8 protein-coding genes, 2 tRNA genes, 4 rRNA genes and 1 pseudogene are annotated in these 14,411 nt (G+C 50.9%); 5 read left to right on the plus strand and 10 right to left on the minus strand.

Features of this window, described 5'->3' with window-relative positions; all coding sequences use genetic code 11:
- The first annotated feature begins 16 nt into the window (after positions 1–16).
- Positions 17–313: a DNA-binding transcriptional regulator Fis gene (gene fis / locus KCG39_RS15975; protein WP_000462905.1), complete on the plus strand. Its 297-nt coding sequence runs from the start codon at positions 17–19 to the stop codon at positions 311–313.
- A gap of 64 nt (positions 314–377) precedes the next feature.
- On the opposite strand, the gene envR is transcribed toward fis, so the two are convergent.
- Positions 378–1,028: an acrEF/envCD operon transcriptional regulator gene (gene envR / locus KCG39_RS15980; protein WP_211811430.1), complete on the minus strand. Its 651-nt coding sequence runs from the start codon at positions 1,026–1,028 to the stop codon at positions 378–380.
- Between the two features lie 378 nt (positions 1,029–1,406).
- On the opposite strand from envR, the gene KCG39_RS15985 reads away from it, so the two are divergent.
- The 3 genes and pseudogenes from KCG39_RS15985 to KCG39_RS15995 all read left to right on the plus strand — a co-directional run bounded on the left by KCG39_RS15985 (position 1,407) and on the right by KCG39_RS15995 (position 6,174).
- Entirely contained in the window at positions 1,407–2,546 is a 1,140-nt protein-coding gene (locus KCG39_RS15985; RefSeq protein ID WP_087829066.1) for an efflux RND transporter periplasmic adaptor subunit, read from the plus strand.
- Between the two features lie 13 nt (positions 2,547–2,559).
- Positions 2,560–5,670 (plus strand): annotated as a pseudogene (locus tag KCG39_RS15990) (efflux RND transporter permease subunit).
- 282 nt (positions 5,671–5,952) lie between these two features.
- Complete coding sequence (locus KCG39_RS15995) at positions 5,953–6,174, plus strand: putative periplasmic lipoprotein (protein WP_004125860.1); 222 nt, start codon at positions 5,953–5,955, stop codon at positions 6,172–6,174.
- A gap of 226 nt (positions 6,175–6,400) precedes the next feature.
- Here KCG39_RS15995 and rrf (KCG39_RS16000) read toward each other — a convergent pair.
- The 6 genes from rrf (KCG39_RS16000) to KCG39_RS16025 form a co-directional block, all read right to left on the minus strand.
- Positions 6,401–6,516 (minus strand): 5S ribosomal RNA (gene rrf, locus KCG39_RS16000).
- Positions 6,517–6,554: 38 nt separating this feature from the next.
- A tRNA-Thr gene (locus KCG39_RS16005) sits at positions 6,555–6,630 on the minus strand.
- A gap of 14 nt (positions 6,631–6,644) precedes the next feature.
- Positions 6,645–6,760 (minus strand): 5S ribosomal RNA (gene rrf, locus KCG39_RS16010).
- A gap of 200 nt (positions 6,761–6,960) precedes the next feature.
- Positions 6,961–9,868 (minus strand): 23S ribosomal RNA (locus KCG39_RS16015).
- A gap of 190 nt (positions 9,869–10,058) precedes the next feature.
- A tRNA-Glu gene (locus tag KCG39_RS16020) sits at positions 10,059–10,134 on the minus strand.
- 85 nt (positions 10,135–10,219) lie between these two features.
- A 16S ribosomal RNA gene (locus KCG39_RS16025) occupies positions 10,220–11,759 on the minus strand.
- The 16S, 23S and 5S rRNA genes sit together here with 2 tRNA genes alongside, the layout of an rRNA operon.
- Positions 11,760–12,231: 472 nt before the next feature.
- Between KCG39_RS16025 and KCG39_RS16030 the strand changes: the two genes are divergently transcribed.
- Positions 12,232–12,786: a gamma carbonic anhydrase family protein gene (locus KCG39_RS16030; protein ID WP_004125862.1), complete on the plus strand. Its 555-nt coding sequence runs from the start codon at positions 12,232–12,234 to the stop codon at positions 12,784–12,786.
- Here KCG39_RS16030 and KCG39_RS16035 read toward each other — a convergent pair.
- The 3 genes from KCG39_RS16035 to tsaC are packed head-to-tail and all read right to left on the minus strand — an operon-like array spanning position 12,762 to position 14,410.
- Positions 12,762–13,019 carry a DUF1488 family protein gene (locus tag KCG39_RS16035; protein ID WP_004125863.1) on the minus strand — a complete coding sequence of 86 codons (258 nt, stop codon included), beginning with the start codon at positions 13,017–13,019 and terminating at the stop codon, positions 12,762–12,764. The genes KCG39_RS16030 and KCG39_RS16035 overlap by 25 nt on opposite strands.
- Positions 13,016–13,834, minus strand: coding sequence for a shikimate dehydrogenase (gene aroE, locus KCG39_RS16040; RefSeq protein ID WP_004125865.1), 819 nt, complete (start codon positions 13,832–13,834; stop codon positions 13,016–13,018). Before aroE ends, KCG39_RS16035 begins: the two co-directional genes overlap by 4 nt.
- A 3-nt stretch (positions 13,835–13,837) precedes the next feature.
- The gene (gene tsaC / locus KCG39_RS16045; protein WP_004125868.1) at positions 13,838–14,410 is read right to left on the minus strand and encodes an L-threonylcarbamoyladenylate synthase type 1 TsaC; all 573 of its coding nucleotides are present in this window, start codon (positions 14,408–14,410) and stop codon (positions 13,838–13,840) included.
- Position 14,411 lies beyond the last annotated feature (1 nt).

The following is a 14,411-nucleotide window of genomic DNA, read 5'->3' on the forward strand; positions in this document are numbered from 1 at the left end:
AAGAGCTGACAGAACTATGTTCGAACAACGCGTAAATTCTGACGTACTGACCGTTTCTACCGTTAACTCTCAGGATCAGGTAACTCAAAAGCCCCTGCGTGACTCGGTTAAACAGGCACTGAAGAACTATTTTGCTCAACTGAATGGTCAGGATGTTAATGACCTGTATGAGCTGGTACTGGCTGAAGTAGAACAGCCCCTGTTGGACATGGTGATGCAATACACCCGCGGTAACCAGACCCGTGCTGCCCTGATGATGGGCATCAACCGTGGTACTCTGCGTAAAAAATTGAAAAAATACGGCATGAACTGATACTAATCAGTTAAGTGTTTGATATAAAAGGCGCTCTTCGGCATGGGGAAGCGCCTTTTTTATTTCATTGATTATAATGGCTAACTGTCGCCAGCTGTCGGGTAGCCCCACAAAGGATCGACATAATATTATCAACCAAAGCGGGCGCCTGGCGATACAGATCAAATTGCCCGGGTTCCACCAGCCAGTTTTTAATAATACCCGTAAACGCGCTGTGTAAGACAATTAATGAAATTTCAACATTAGTTTCCGCTGGTAATAAACCGTTACGAATACAGAGCTGCAAAACCCCGCGAATAATCGGGTAACTAAATCCAATTCTCTTACGAATCTCAGCTTCCGGCATCATGTCGCTGGAAAACTCGCATTTCTGATACAGAATTTGCATCAACGCACGTTGACGGGGGTTATTGGCGATATATTGTAAGCCAATAATAAATTTCTCTCGGAGCGTACTGAGCGGATCCTGGCTCTCTTTTTGGGGAAATTCATGCTGAAGCAGGTCACGTAGCGGCAGCTGCTGTTGCCACATTTCATTAAATAGCTCCGCTTTGCTCGCAAAGTGCCAGTACACCGCTCCGCGCGTGACACCAGCAGAATCAGCAATATCGGCCAAGGTGGTGCTGGTCACGCCGCGTAGGGCAAACTGCTGAATGGCAGACTCAATCAGAAGCTGCCGGGTCTTTAGCGCATCTTCTTTCGTTCTTCTAGGCATACGGTGCTCCACTCAACGCCAGATTGAGAGTGTGGGAAATAGCTGAATAGGTATAAACCTAGCATCTGACAATCAATATTGTTTAGCAAAAACACAGATAAGTTAAATCTCAAACCAAAATAAAATAAATACATACAACAAATAATTAATTCTAATTCATTCATGAATTAAATATCAATGTAAGCAAATTTTAATTTCAGATCATTATAAAAACATTACCCCTGATATTTTGTTTTTACGTGCCTTGCTGATGGCTAAAAAATAACTATTTCTTACATCCATCGTTTTTTATTTGTAGGATAACAAACCGCATTTTAATTCATTATTTCTTGCACAGATTCGTGGCCAGGTCAGGCTCATAATCTATAAGGAACAGCAATGACACCTCATGTCAGGGTTACACTTTTATCCAGCCTTATCATCTCGGCTATCTTGCTCAGCGGTTGCGATAATTCAGGCGATGAGCAACCGCATGCGCAGACACCTCAGGTCTCCGTCTATGTGGTACACAGCGCGCCGCTGTCCGTCACCACGGAGCTACCCGGCCGCACATCAGCCTACCGCGTCGCGGAAGTCCGCCCGCAGGTGAACGGAATTATCCTGCAGCGTAACTTTGTCGAGGGTAGCGATGTCAGCGCAGGACAGTCGCTTTATCAAATCGATCCGGCGACCTATCAGGCGGCTTACAACAGTACAAAGGGTGATGAAGCGAAAGCAGAGGCGGCAGCCGCCATCGCCCATTTAACGGTAAAACGCTACGCGCCTCTTCTCGGCACAAAATATATCAGCCAGCAAGAATACGATCAGGCGGTGGCGACAGCACGCCAGGCTGATGCCGATGTTATCGCTGCAAAAGCGGCCGTTGAAAGCGCGCGTATTAATCTGGCCTACACCAAAGTGACCTCTCCCATCAGCGGCCGTATCGGCAAATCCAGCGTGACCGAAGGCGCCCTGGTGACAAACGGTCAGGCCGACGCGATGGCGACGGTACAGCAGCTCGATCCTATTTATGTGGACGTTACCGAATCCAGTAATGATTTCATGCGCCTGAAACAGGAAAGTCTGCAGCACGGCAATGACACCAAAAACGTGCAGCTGATTATGGAAAATGGTGAGCCGTATACGCTTCAGGGCACTTTGCAGTTCTCTGATGTCACCGTGGATGAGAGTACCGGCTCCATTACGCTTCGTGCCATCTTCCCTAACCCACAGCACGCTCTGCTGCCAGGTATGTTTGTTCGCGCCCGCATTGATGAGGGAGTTTCGCCGAATGCCATTCTCGTGCCCCAGCAGGGAGTCACCCGGACGCCGCGCGGCGATGCCAGCGTGATGATCGTTAATGACAAAAACCAGGTGGAAACGCGAGCCGTCACCGCCTCACAGGCGATTGGCGATAAGTGGTTAATCACGAGCGGTCTGAAAGCCGGTGAAAAGGTTATCGTCAGCGGTCTGCAGAAAGTACGTCCCGGCGTCACCGTGAAGGCCGAAGAGGATACCGCGACGTCCGTCGCGCAATAAGGTACGAATCCCTATGTCTAAGTTTTTTATTCATCGACCGGTCTTCGCCTGGGTGCTGGCGATCATCATGATGATTGCCGGTGGCCTCGCAATTATGCAGCTACCGATTGCACAATACCCGACTATCGCGCCGCCAGCGGTGGCCATCTCCGCAACCTATCCAGGTGCGGACGCACAAACCGTTCAGGATACGGTGACTCAGGTTATCGAACAGAACATGAACGGTATCGATAATCTGATGTACATGTCCTCAACCAGCGATTCTGCAGGCGGCGTGACCATCACCCTGACCTTTACGTCGGGTACGGATCCGGATATTGCGCAAGTTCAGGTGCAGAATAAACTCCAACTGGCGACGCCGCTTCTGCCTCAGGAAGTGCAGCAGCAAGGGATTAGCGTCGAGAAATCAAGCAGTAGTTTCTTGATGGTTGCTGGATTCATCTAGGATAACCCCAGTACCACTCAGGATGATATCTCTGACTATGTAGCATCGAACGTCAAAGATACCATTAGCCGCCTTAACGGCGTAGGCGATGTACAGCTCTTCGGCGCGCAGTATGCCATGCGCGTCTGGCTGGACGGTAATCTCCTGAATAAGTACAACCTCACGCCTGTCGACGTCATTAACCAGCTACAGATACAGAACGATCAGATCGCAGCAGGCCAGCTTGGTGGTACGCCGGCTCTTAAAGGCCAGCAGCTAAATGCATCCATTATTGCTCAGACGCGGCTGAAGGATCCGGCAGAGTTTGGCAAAGTGACTTTGCGCGTGAACGCGGGTGGCTCAGTGGTACATCTGAAAGATGTGGCACGTATTGAGCTGGGAGGTGAAAACTACAACGTTGTCGCAAAAATCAATGGAAAACCGGCTTCAGGCCTGGGAATTAAGCTCGCTACCGGCGCCAATGCCCTCGATACCGCCGCCGCGATTAAAGCGAAGCTTGCCGAGCTGCAGCCGTACTTCCCACAGGGGATGAAGGTCGTCTATCCCTACGACACTACGCCGTTTGTGAAAATCTCTATTCATGAGGTTGTGAAGACGCTTTTTGAAGCGATTATCCTCGTCTTCCTGGTGATGTATCTGTTCTTACAGAATATCCGGGCCACGCTGATCCCCACCATTGCGGTTCCGGTCGTCCTGCTCGGCACCTTTGCCGTCCTGGCAACGTTTGGTTACTCCATCAATACGCTAACGATGTTTGGCATGGTGCTGGCAATAGGCCTCCTGGTTGACGATGCTATCGTGGTGGTGGAAAACGTCGAACGCGTCATGGTTGAAGAGAAGCTTCCGCCAAAAGAGGCGACGGAAAAATCGATGGCGCAAATACAGGGGGCGCTGGTTGGCATTGCCATGGTGCTTTCGGCGGTGTTTGTCCCGATGGCCTTCTTTGGTGGTTCTACGGGAGCGATTTATCGGCAATTCTCTATCACCATCGTCTCCGCCATGGCGCTGTCCGTACTGGTTGCGCTGATCCTGACCCCCGCGCTTTGCGCTACATTATTGAAACCAACATCAGCCGATCATCATGAGAAAAAAGGGTTTTTTGGTTGGTTTAACGCGAAATTCGATCGTAGCGTAAACCACTACACTAACAGCGTTAGCGGGATCCTGCGCTGTACCGGACGCTATCTCATCATCTACTTGCTGATCGTTGTGGGTATGGCCGCGCTCTTTGTGCGTCTGCCCACCTCCTTCTTGCCGGATGAGGATCAAGGGGTATTTATGACCATGATCCAACTGCCTTCAGGCGCAACGCAGGAGCGCACGCAAAAAGTGCTCGATACGGTTACCGATTACTACCTGCATAAAGAGAAGGCGAACGTTGAAAGCGTCTTTACCGTTAACGGCTTTAGCTTTAGCGGTCAGGGTCAAAACTCCGGTATGGCGTTTGTCAGCCTGAAGCCATGGGAAGCACGTAGTGGTTCCGAAAATGGCGTTGAGGCCATCATCAAACGAGCAACCGCCGCCTTCAGCCAGATTAAAGATGCCATGGTCTTCCCTTTCAACCTACCGGCCATTATCGAGCTGGGTACGGCCACGGGTTTTGACTTTGAGCTTATCGATCAGGGTAACCTCGGCCATAGCGCGCTAACCCAGGCTCGTAATCAGCTCCTTGGTATGGTGAGAGAGCATCCGGATCAGCTGGTACGCGTTCGTCCAAACGGGCTTGAAGATACACCACAATTCAAGCTGGATGTCGATCAGGAGAAAGCTCAGGCTCTGGGGATTTCGCTATCCGATATCAATGAGACTATTTCCGCGGCGCTGGGGGGATATTACGTCAACGACTTTATTGACCATGGACGAGTGAAAAAAGTCTACGTTCAGGCCGATGCTAAATTCCGTATGCTGCCGAGCGATATCAATAATATGTACGTCCGCAGCGCGAATGGCGAAATGGTCCCATTCTCCGCTTTTGTGACTTCGCGCTGGGTTTATGGCTCCCCGCGCCTTGAGCGCTACAACGGTCTGCCCTCTATGGAAATGCTTGGCGAAGCGGCGCCCGGAAAAAGTACCGGTGATGCGATGATTTTAATGGAACAGTTGGCCAGCAAGCTTCCTGCTGGGATCGGCTACGACTGGACGGGAATGTCTTATCAAGAACGTTTATCCGGTAATCAGGCGCCAGCCTTATATGCCATTTCTCTTATTGTTGTCTTTTTGTGTCTCGCGGCGCTTTATGAAAGCTGGTCTATTCCCTTCTCCGTCATGCTCGTCGTTCCATTAGGGGTGGTTGGAGCACTACTGGCAGCGTCGTTACGCGGGCTAAATAATGACGTTTATTTCCAGGTGGGTTTATTAACAACTATCGGCCTGTCTGCGAAAAACGCTATTCTTATCGTTGAGTTTGCGAAAGACCTGATGGATAAAGAAGGCAAAGGAATTATTGAAGCCACACTTGAAGCATCGCGTATGCGTTTACGCCCTATCCTGATGACTTCGCTGGCCTTTATCCTGGGGGTTCTGCCTCTGGTAATTAGCCATGGAGCTGGCAGCGGCGCCCAAAACGCGGTTGGTACCGGTGTTATGGGCGGAATGCTGATGGCAACATTGCTGGCTATCTTCTTCGTCCCGGTCTTCTTCGTGGTGGTAAGACGCCGTTTTACGAAACACGCAGAGTAAATATTCTTTTCTAAAGGCACCTTTCTGGTGCCTTTTTTCGTCTGCGTATCGGTAACCTATCCTAATGATATTAAATGTATTTATTACTATTTAATAATTACCGCAGTTTCCCATACACATTATTTACCTATAGTCTTCTGACTTTCTTCACGATATTTACGTTACTCATAAATTGAGATTATTTACTCTAGCGGCGCCCTGTATTGCTGATGATAAAATAAACCGTTCCGTAGGTGTATGGGTTCTCCAATACAGCGAAGCGGATTATTTAGAGGTAACATCATGAATAAATTTATTATAGTGGCATTGCTGGCGACTCTGCTCGCTGGCTGTGCGCACGATTCTCCGTGCGTGCCGGTCTATGATTCTGAAGGTAGATTAGTCCACACTAATACCTGTATGAAAGGAACGACCCAGGATAACTGGGAAACTGCTGGCGCGATTGCCGGTGGCGCAGCCGCGATAGCTGGCCTGACGCTCGGTATTGTGGCATTGACGCGTTAATTCCTTTCTCTTCTCTACCATGGCAGGTACCGGAGTAATATCCGGTACCGCTTTCCCCGAAGGTAAGCCCCACCATGCTTAAACTACATTGCCCGCTGCTGAAGCTCGGGCAAAGCTCCCTCGAATAACATCGAGCGGATGAAACGTCATTGCCGGATATAATTTTTTCGTAGACGCAAAAACGCAAAAAGCCCATCCTGGCGGATGGGCTTTTCACTTATTTGATGCCTGGCAATGCCCTACTCTCACATGGGGAGACCCCACACTACCATCGGCGCTACGGCGTTTCACTTCTGAGTTCGGCATGGGGTCAGGTGGGACCACCGCGCTATCGTTGCCAGGCAAATTCTTTTAAAATCGCCGAACTTTAACCTAAAAACTGGTGCTGATACCCAGAGTCGAACTGGGGACCTCACCCTTACCAAGGGTGCGCTCTACCAACTGAGCCATATCAGCACACTTAATTTGATGCCTGGCAGTTCCCTACTCTCACATGGGGAGACCCCACACTACCATCGGCGCTACGGCGTTTCACTTCTGAGTTCGGCATGGGGTCAGGTGGGACCACCGCGCTATCGCCGCCAGGCAAATTCTGTTGTCAGAAACGAATCTTTTACACCGATGCTGCGTTGGCTGCATTCGTAAAGTCAGTCACATACCTCAGTATGCTCCTTCCTTTACTTCATTTGCCGCCTTGCCTCAGCGTAAAATCTTTCGTTCCCGAAAATCTGTAATCAATGCTGAAATTGTTCTCTTCTCAATCCGCCAAAACATCTTCGGCGTTGTAAGGTTAAGCCTCACGGTTCATTAGTACCGGTTAGCTCAACGCATCGCTGCGCTTACACACCCGGCCTATCAACGTCGTCGTCTTCAACGTTCCTTCAGGACCCTTAAAGGGTCAGGGAGAACTCATCTCGGGGCAAGTTTCGTACTTAGATGCTTTCAGCACTTATCTCTTCCGCATTTAGCTACCGGGCAATGCCATTGGCATGACAACCCGAACACCAGTGATGCGTCCACTCCGGTCCTCTCGTACTAGGAGCAGCCCCCCTCAATTCTCCAGCGCCCACGGCAGATAGGGACCGAACTGTCTCACGACGTTCTAAACCCAGCTCGCGTACCACTTTAAATGGCGAACAGCCATACCCTTGGGACCTACTTCAGCCCCAGGATGTGATGAGCCGACATCGAGGTGCCAAACACCGCCGTCGATATGAACTCTTGGGCGGTATCAGCCTGTTATCCCCGGAGTACCTTTTATCCGTTGAGCGATGGCCCTTCCATTCAGAACCACCGGATCACTATGACCTGCTTTCGCACCTGCTCGCGCCGTCACGCTCGCAGTCAAGCCAGCTTATGCCATTGCACTAACCTCCTGATGTCCGACCAGGATTAGCTGACCTTCGTGCTCCTCCGTTACTCTTTAGGAGGAGACCGCCCCAGTCAAACTACCCACCAGACACTGTCCGCAACCCGGATTACGGGCCCACGTTAGAACACCAGCCATTAAAGGGTGGTATTTCAAGGATGGCTCCATGCAGACTGGCGTCCACACTTCAAAGCCTCCCACCTATCCTACACATCAAGGACCAGTGTTCAGTGTCAAGCTATAGTAAAGGTTCACGGGGTCTTTCCGTCTTGCCGCGGGTACACTGCATCTTCACAGCGAGTTCAATTTCACTGAGTCTCGGGTGGAGACAGCCTGGCCATCATTACGCCATTCGTGCAGGTCGGAACTTACCCGACAAGGAATTTCGCTACCTTAGGACCGTTATAGTTACGGCCGCCGTTTACCGGGGCTTCGATCAAGAGCTTCTCCTTACGGATAACCCCATCAATTAACCTTCCGGCACCGGGCAGGCGTCACACCGTATACGTCCACTTTCGTGTTTGCACAGTGCTGTGTTTTTAATAAACAGTTGCAGCCAGCTGGTATCTTCGACTGATTTCAGCTCCATGAGTAAATCACTTCACCTACATATCAGCGTGCCTTCTCCCGAAGTTACGGCACCATTTTGCCTAGTTCCTTCACCCGAGTTCTCTCAAGCGCCTTGGTATTCTCTACCTGACCACCTGTGTCGGTTTGGGGTACGATTTGATGTTACCTGATGCTTAGAGGCTTTTCCTGGAAGCAGGGCATTTGTCACTTCAGCACCGTAGTGCCTCGTCATCACACCTCAGCGTTAATAACGTTCCGGATTTACCTGGAACATCCGCCTACATGCTTAAACCGGGACAACCGTCGCCCGGCCAACATAGCCTTCTCCGTCCCCCCTTCGCAGTAACACCAAGTACAGGAATATTAACCTGTTTCCCATCGACTACGCCTTTCGGCCTCGCCTTAGGGGTCGACTCACCCTGCCCCGATTAACGTTGGACAGGAACCCTTGGTCTTCCGGCGTGCGGGTTTTTCACCCGCATTATCGTTACTTATGTCAGCATTCGCACTTCTGATACCTCCAGCAACCCTCACAGGCCACCTTCAACGGCTTACAGAACGCTCCCCTACCCAACAACGCATAAGCGTCGCTGCCGCAGCTTCGGTGCATGGTTTAGCCCCGTTACATCTTCCGCGCAGGCCGACTCGACCAGTGAGCTATTACGCTTTCTTTAAATGATGGCTGCTTCTAAGCCAACATCCTGGCTGTCTGGGCCTTCCCACATCGTTTCCCACTTAACCATGACTTTGGGACCTTAGCTGGCGGTCTGGGTTGTTTCCCTCTTCACGACGGACGTTAGCACCCGCCGTGTGTCTCCCGTGATAACATTCTTCGGTATTCGTAGTTTGCATCGGGTTGGTAAGTCGGGATGACCCCCTAGCCGAAACAGTGCTCTACCCCCGAAGATGAGTTCACGAGGCGCTACCTAAATAGCTTTCGGGGAGAACCAGCTATCTCCCGGTTTGATTGGCCTTTCACCCCCAGCCACAAGTCATCCGCTAATTTTTCAACATTAGTCGGTTCGGTCCTCCAGTTAGTGTTACCCAACCTTCAACCTGCCCATGGCTAGATCACCGGGTTTCGGGTCTATACCCTGCAACTTAACGCCCAGTTAAGACTCGGTTTCCCTGCGGCTCCCCTATACGGTTAACCTTGCTACAGAATATAAGTCGCTGACCCATTATACAAAAGGTACGCAGTCACCCAACAAGTGGGCTCCTACTGCTTGTACGTACACGGTTTCAGGTTCTTTTTCACTCCCCTCGCCGGGGTTCTTTTCGCCTTTCCCTCACGGTACTGGTTCACTATCGGTCAGTCAGGAGTATTTAGCCTTGGAGGATGGTCCCCCCATATTCAGACAGGATACCACGTGTCCCGCCCTACTCTTCGAGTTCACAACCTGTGTGTTTTAGTGTACGGGAGTATCACCCTGTACCCTGCGACTTTCCAGACGCTTCCACTAACACACAAGCTGATTCAGACTCCGGGCTGCTCCCCGTTCGCTCGCCGCTACTGGGGGAATCTCGGTTGATTTCTTTTCCTCGGGGTACTTAGATGTTTCAGTTCCCCCGGTTCGCCTCGTTTGACTATGTATTCATCAAACGATAGTGCAACGAATTGCACTGGGTTTCCCCATTCGGACATCGCCGGCTGTAACGGTTCATATCACCTTACCGACGCTTTTCGCAGATTAGCACGTCCTTCATCGCCTCTGACTGCCAGGGCATCCACCGTGTACGCTTAGTCGCTTAACCTCACAACCCGAAGATGTTTCGTAAAACATCGTCGTGTCGCGAAAATTTGAGAGACTCGAACACACATAACATGTGTGTCGTTTCAATTTTCAGCTTGATCCAGATTTTTAAAGAGCAAATATCTCAAACGTCACCCGAAGATGAGTTTTGAGATATTAAGGCAGGTGACTTTCACTCACGAACCAGCAAGTGGCGTCCCCTAGGGGATTCGAACCCCTGTTACCGCCGTGAAAGGGCGGTGTCCTGGGCCTCTAGACGAAGGGGACACTGAAGTCTCAATCGCAAGACGCCTTGCTATTTACTTTTCATCAGACAATCTGTGTGGACACTACAAAGGCAGGTTCTTTAAGGTAAGGAGGTGATCCAACCGCAGGTTCCCCTACGGTTACCTTGTTACGACTTCACCCCAGTCATGAATCACAAAGTGGTAAGCGCCCTCCCGAAGGTTAAGCTACCTACTTCTTTTGCAACCCACTCCCATGGTGTGACGGGCGGTGTGTACAAGGCCCGGGAACGTATTCACCGTGGCATTCTGATCCACGATTACTAGCGATTCCGACTTCATGGAGTCGAGTTGCAGACTCCAATCCGGACTACGACATACTTTATGAGGTCCGCTTGCTCTCGCGAGGTCGCTTCTCTTTGTATATGCCATTGTAGCACGTGTGTAGCCCTACTCGTAAGGGCCATGATGACTTGACGTCATCCCCACCTTCCTCCAGTTTATCACTGGCAGTCTCCTTTGAGTTCCCGACCGAATCGCTGGCAACAAAGGATAAGGGTTGCGCTCGTTGCGGGACTTAACCCAACATTTCACAACACGAGCTGACGACAGCCATGCAGCACCTGTCTCAGAGTTCCCGAAGGCACCAAAGCATCTCTGCTAAGTTCTCTGGATGTCAAGAGTAGGTAAGGTTCTTCGCGTTGCATCGAATTAAACCACATGCTCCACCGCTTGTGCGGGCCCCCGTCAATTCATTTGAGTTTTAACCTTGCGGCCGTACTCCCCAGGCGGTCGACTTAACGCGTTAGCTCCGGAAGCCACTCCTCAAGGGAACAACCTCCAAGTCGACATCGTTTACAGCGTGGACTACCAGGGTATCTAATCCTGTTTGCTCCCCACGCTTTCGCACCTGAGCGTCAGTCTTTGTCCAGGGGGCCGCCTTCGCCACCGGTATTCCTCCAGATCTCTACGCATTTCACCGCTACACCTGGAATTCTACCCCCCTCTACAAGACTCCAGCCTGCCAGTTTCGAATGCAGTTCCCAGGTTGAGCCCGGGGATTTCACATCCGACTTGACAGACCGCCTGCGTGCGCTTTACGCCCAGTAATTCCGATTAACGCTTGCACCCTCCGTATTACCGCGGCTGCTGGCACGGAGTTAGCCGGTGCTTCTTCTGCGGGTAACGTCAATGAATAAGGTTATTAACCTTACTCCCTTCCTCCCCGCTGAAAGTACTTTACAACCCGAAGGCCTTCTTCATACACGCGGCATGGCTGCATCAGGCTTGCGCCCATTGTGCAATATTCCCCACTGCTGCCTCCCGTAGGAGTCTGGACCGTGTCTCAGTTCCAGTGTGGCTGGTCATCCTCTCAGACCAGCTAGGGATCGTCGCCTAGGTGAGCCGTTACCCCACCTACTAGCTAATCCCATCTGGGCACATCTGATGGCAAGAGGCCCGAAGGTCCCCCTCTTTGGTCTTGCGACGTTATGCGGTATTAGCTACCGTTTCCAGTAGTTATCCCCCTCCATCAGGCAGTTTCCCAGACATTACTCACCCGTCCGCCACTCGTCACCCGAGAGCAAGCTCTCTGTGCTACCGTTCGACTTGCATGTGTTAGGCCTGCCGCCAGCGTTCAATCTGAGCCATGATCAAACTCTTCAATTTAAGTTTGATGCTCGTAGAATTAAACTTCGTAATGAATTACGTGTTCACTCTTTGAGACTTGGTATTCATTTTTCGTCCGAGGACGTTAAGAATCCATATCACTTTGAGTGCCCACACAGATTGTCTGATAAATTGTTAAAGAGCAGTGCAACGCGGCTTTCGCTCACCGTTGCGAGGTGGCGTATATTACGCTTTCCTCTTTCAGAGTCAACCCGTTATTGCAGGATTTTTTCTCTTCAACCGACCGGGCTGTTTGTGAAGTGATTCACATCTGCCGTGTCAGTGGGAGCGCATTATAGGGATCCCATTTTTTTGCACAAGCCTTTTTTCGATCTTTTTTTCCAAATGATGGTTTTTCAGCCGCTTCGCGGTGTTCTTGCTCAATCCGCTCACTTTTTACCACAATAAAGGGTTGCAGACGGCCAAAAAAGCAACCAAAGTCTCTGCACTCCCTTCATTTATTGAGGTAACCATGACCACCAGTTTGCGTCGTTATAAAGATTTATTCCCTAAAACGGGCCTGCGCGTGATGATCGACAGCAGCAGCGTGGTGATCGGTGATGTCAGAATGGCTGATGACGTCAGTATCTGGCCTCTGGTCGCGATTCGCGGTGATGTGAATTACGTCGAAATAGGCGCTCGCACCAATATTCAGGACGGTAGCGTCTTACATGTCACACATAAGTCTCCTTCCAAACCGCAAGGCAATCCATTAATCATTGGCGATGATGTTACCGTCGGCCATAAGGTGATGCTACACGGCTGCACTATTGGTAATCGGGTACTGGTGGGGATGGGTTCGATTTTGTTGGATGGCGTGATTGTTGAAGACGACATAATGATTGGCGCAGGTAGTCTGGTTCCTCAGAACAAACGTCTCAAGAGTGGCTATCTTTACTTTGGCAACCCGGTAAAACAGATACGCCCCCTGACGGAGGCGGAAATCGCGGGGCTCATATATTCAGCGAATAACTATGTAAAGTGGAAAGGTGATTATCTCGATCAGGAAAGCCAGATCCAACCCTGAGCATCTTCCTGCTGGTCGAGAATGAGAACCTGGGCTTCATCTTCCAGATCCCAGCGATGTTCACGAAAAGCGGCCAGCCATTGCGCAGGGTCTTCACCGCCAAAACGCTTCTTGAGACCGGTTAGCGTTAAGGCGCAGGTTAGCTGCATGCCGTTAACTAATGCCGGAAAAGCGATACATTGATGCGCTTCATCCCATACCTCTCTGTCTGGAAACTGAATAGCCTGGTTCATGCATTCAGTTCCTTCTGCAAAGCCGCAATGACTGGCGTAATTTCTGGCAGTACGCCATGCCATAACAGCACCGCATGGGCAGCCTGCGCCACCAGCATTCCCAGCCCATCAGCGCATTTGGTGGCACCATGTTGCCGGCATAGTGTTAAAAATGGCGTACAGCCTTTCTGGTAAAACATGTCATAACAACAGACACGGGGATTTATTAATGTAACAGGGATCGCGGGAACATCGCCGTCAATACCGCTGGACGTCGCATTAATAATGAGATCAAATTCCTGGCCGCCTAATGCTTCTATATCCAAAGCGTGGACGCTGCCGGTATGAGCAAAAAGCGTAGCCAGTTCATGGGCGCGAGAATAGGTACGATTAACAATAGTCACGGCGCAATCCAGCGACAAGAGAGGAAGCAATACGCCGCGTGAAGCCCCACCTGCGCCAATGAGCAACACCCGGAATCCAGGTTTAATAAAACCAAGCCGTTGCAGATCGCTCAGTAGTCCAATACCATCGGTATTGTCCCCAAGCAGGCGGCCATCCTCCAACCGTTTAAGCGTATTGACCGCACCAGCCAGCGCTGCACGTTCGGTTAACTCATCCGCTCGCGCGAAGGCCTCTTCTTTAAAAGGCACGGTGACGTTCGCTCCCTTACCGCCTTCATTAAAGAAGGTATCGAGCGTGGTAACAAAATCATCGAGCGGAGCCAGGATACGGCCATAGGGATGCGTAATGTGCAGCTGCTGCGCAAAAAGCCGATGAATAGATGGCGACTTGCTATGGGCAATCGGGTGTCCGAAGACGGCATAAGTTTCCATGAGTTACCCCTGGCGGAAGAGTTCGCCCGTCAAGGCATCACGTATTTCAGATGGGTTTTGACGCCCTCCCGTTGCCCCATCGACTACCGGGAAATCCGCGCCAAACTGCGTATAAACCTCAGCCGTCGTGCGACAAGGTGGCAGACCAGATAAATTTGCGCTGGTAGAAACAAGCGGTTTCCCGTAAGCCTTACACAGTTCGACCACCAGCGGATGATCCGTGACTCGTACTGCCAATGAATTAAAGCGCCCGGTCAACCAACGCGGCGTTGAAGCGCAGGCCGGGAAGACAAATGTTACCGGCCCAGGCCAACACGAAAAAATAGCCGCTAGCTGCTCATCGCTCAATTGCGTATCGTCAATATACGGCTTGAGTTGCTCAAAGTTCGCAGCAATCAGAATCAGCCCCTTTTCAACGGGACGCCGCTTAAGTGCGAGCAGACTCATGACGGCTTTTTCGCTATCGGGATCGCAACCGACGCCAAAAACGGCTTCTGTTGGATAGGCAATGACATGTTCATTATTCAGAAGCGCCACAGCGCGTACGATGGCTTCTGAGGGCAGGTTATTATTCACA

Origin of the sequence: Klebsiella pasteurii (genome assembly GCF_018139045.1) — a bacterium.
In the GTDB taxonomy this organism is placed as follows: Bacteria; Pseudomonadota; Gammaproteobacteria; order Enterobacterales; family Enterobacteriaceae; genus Klebsiella; species Klebsiella grimontii.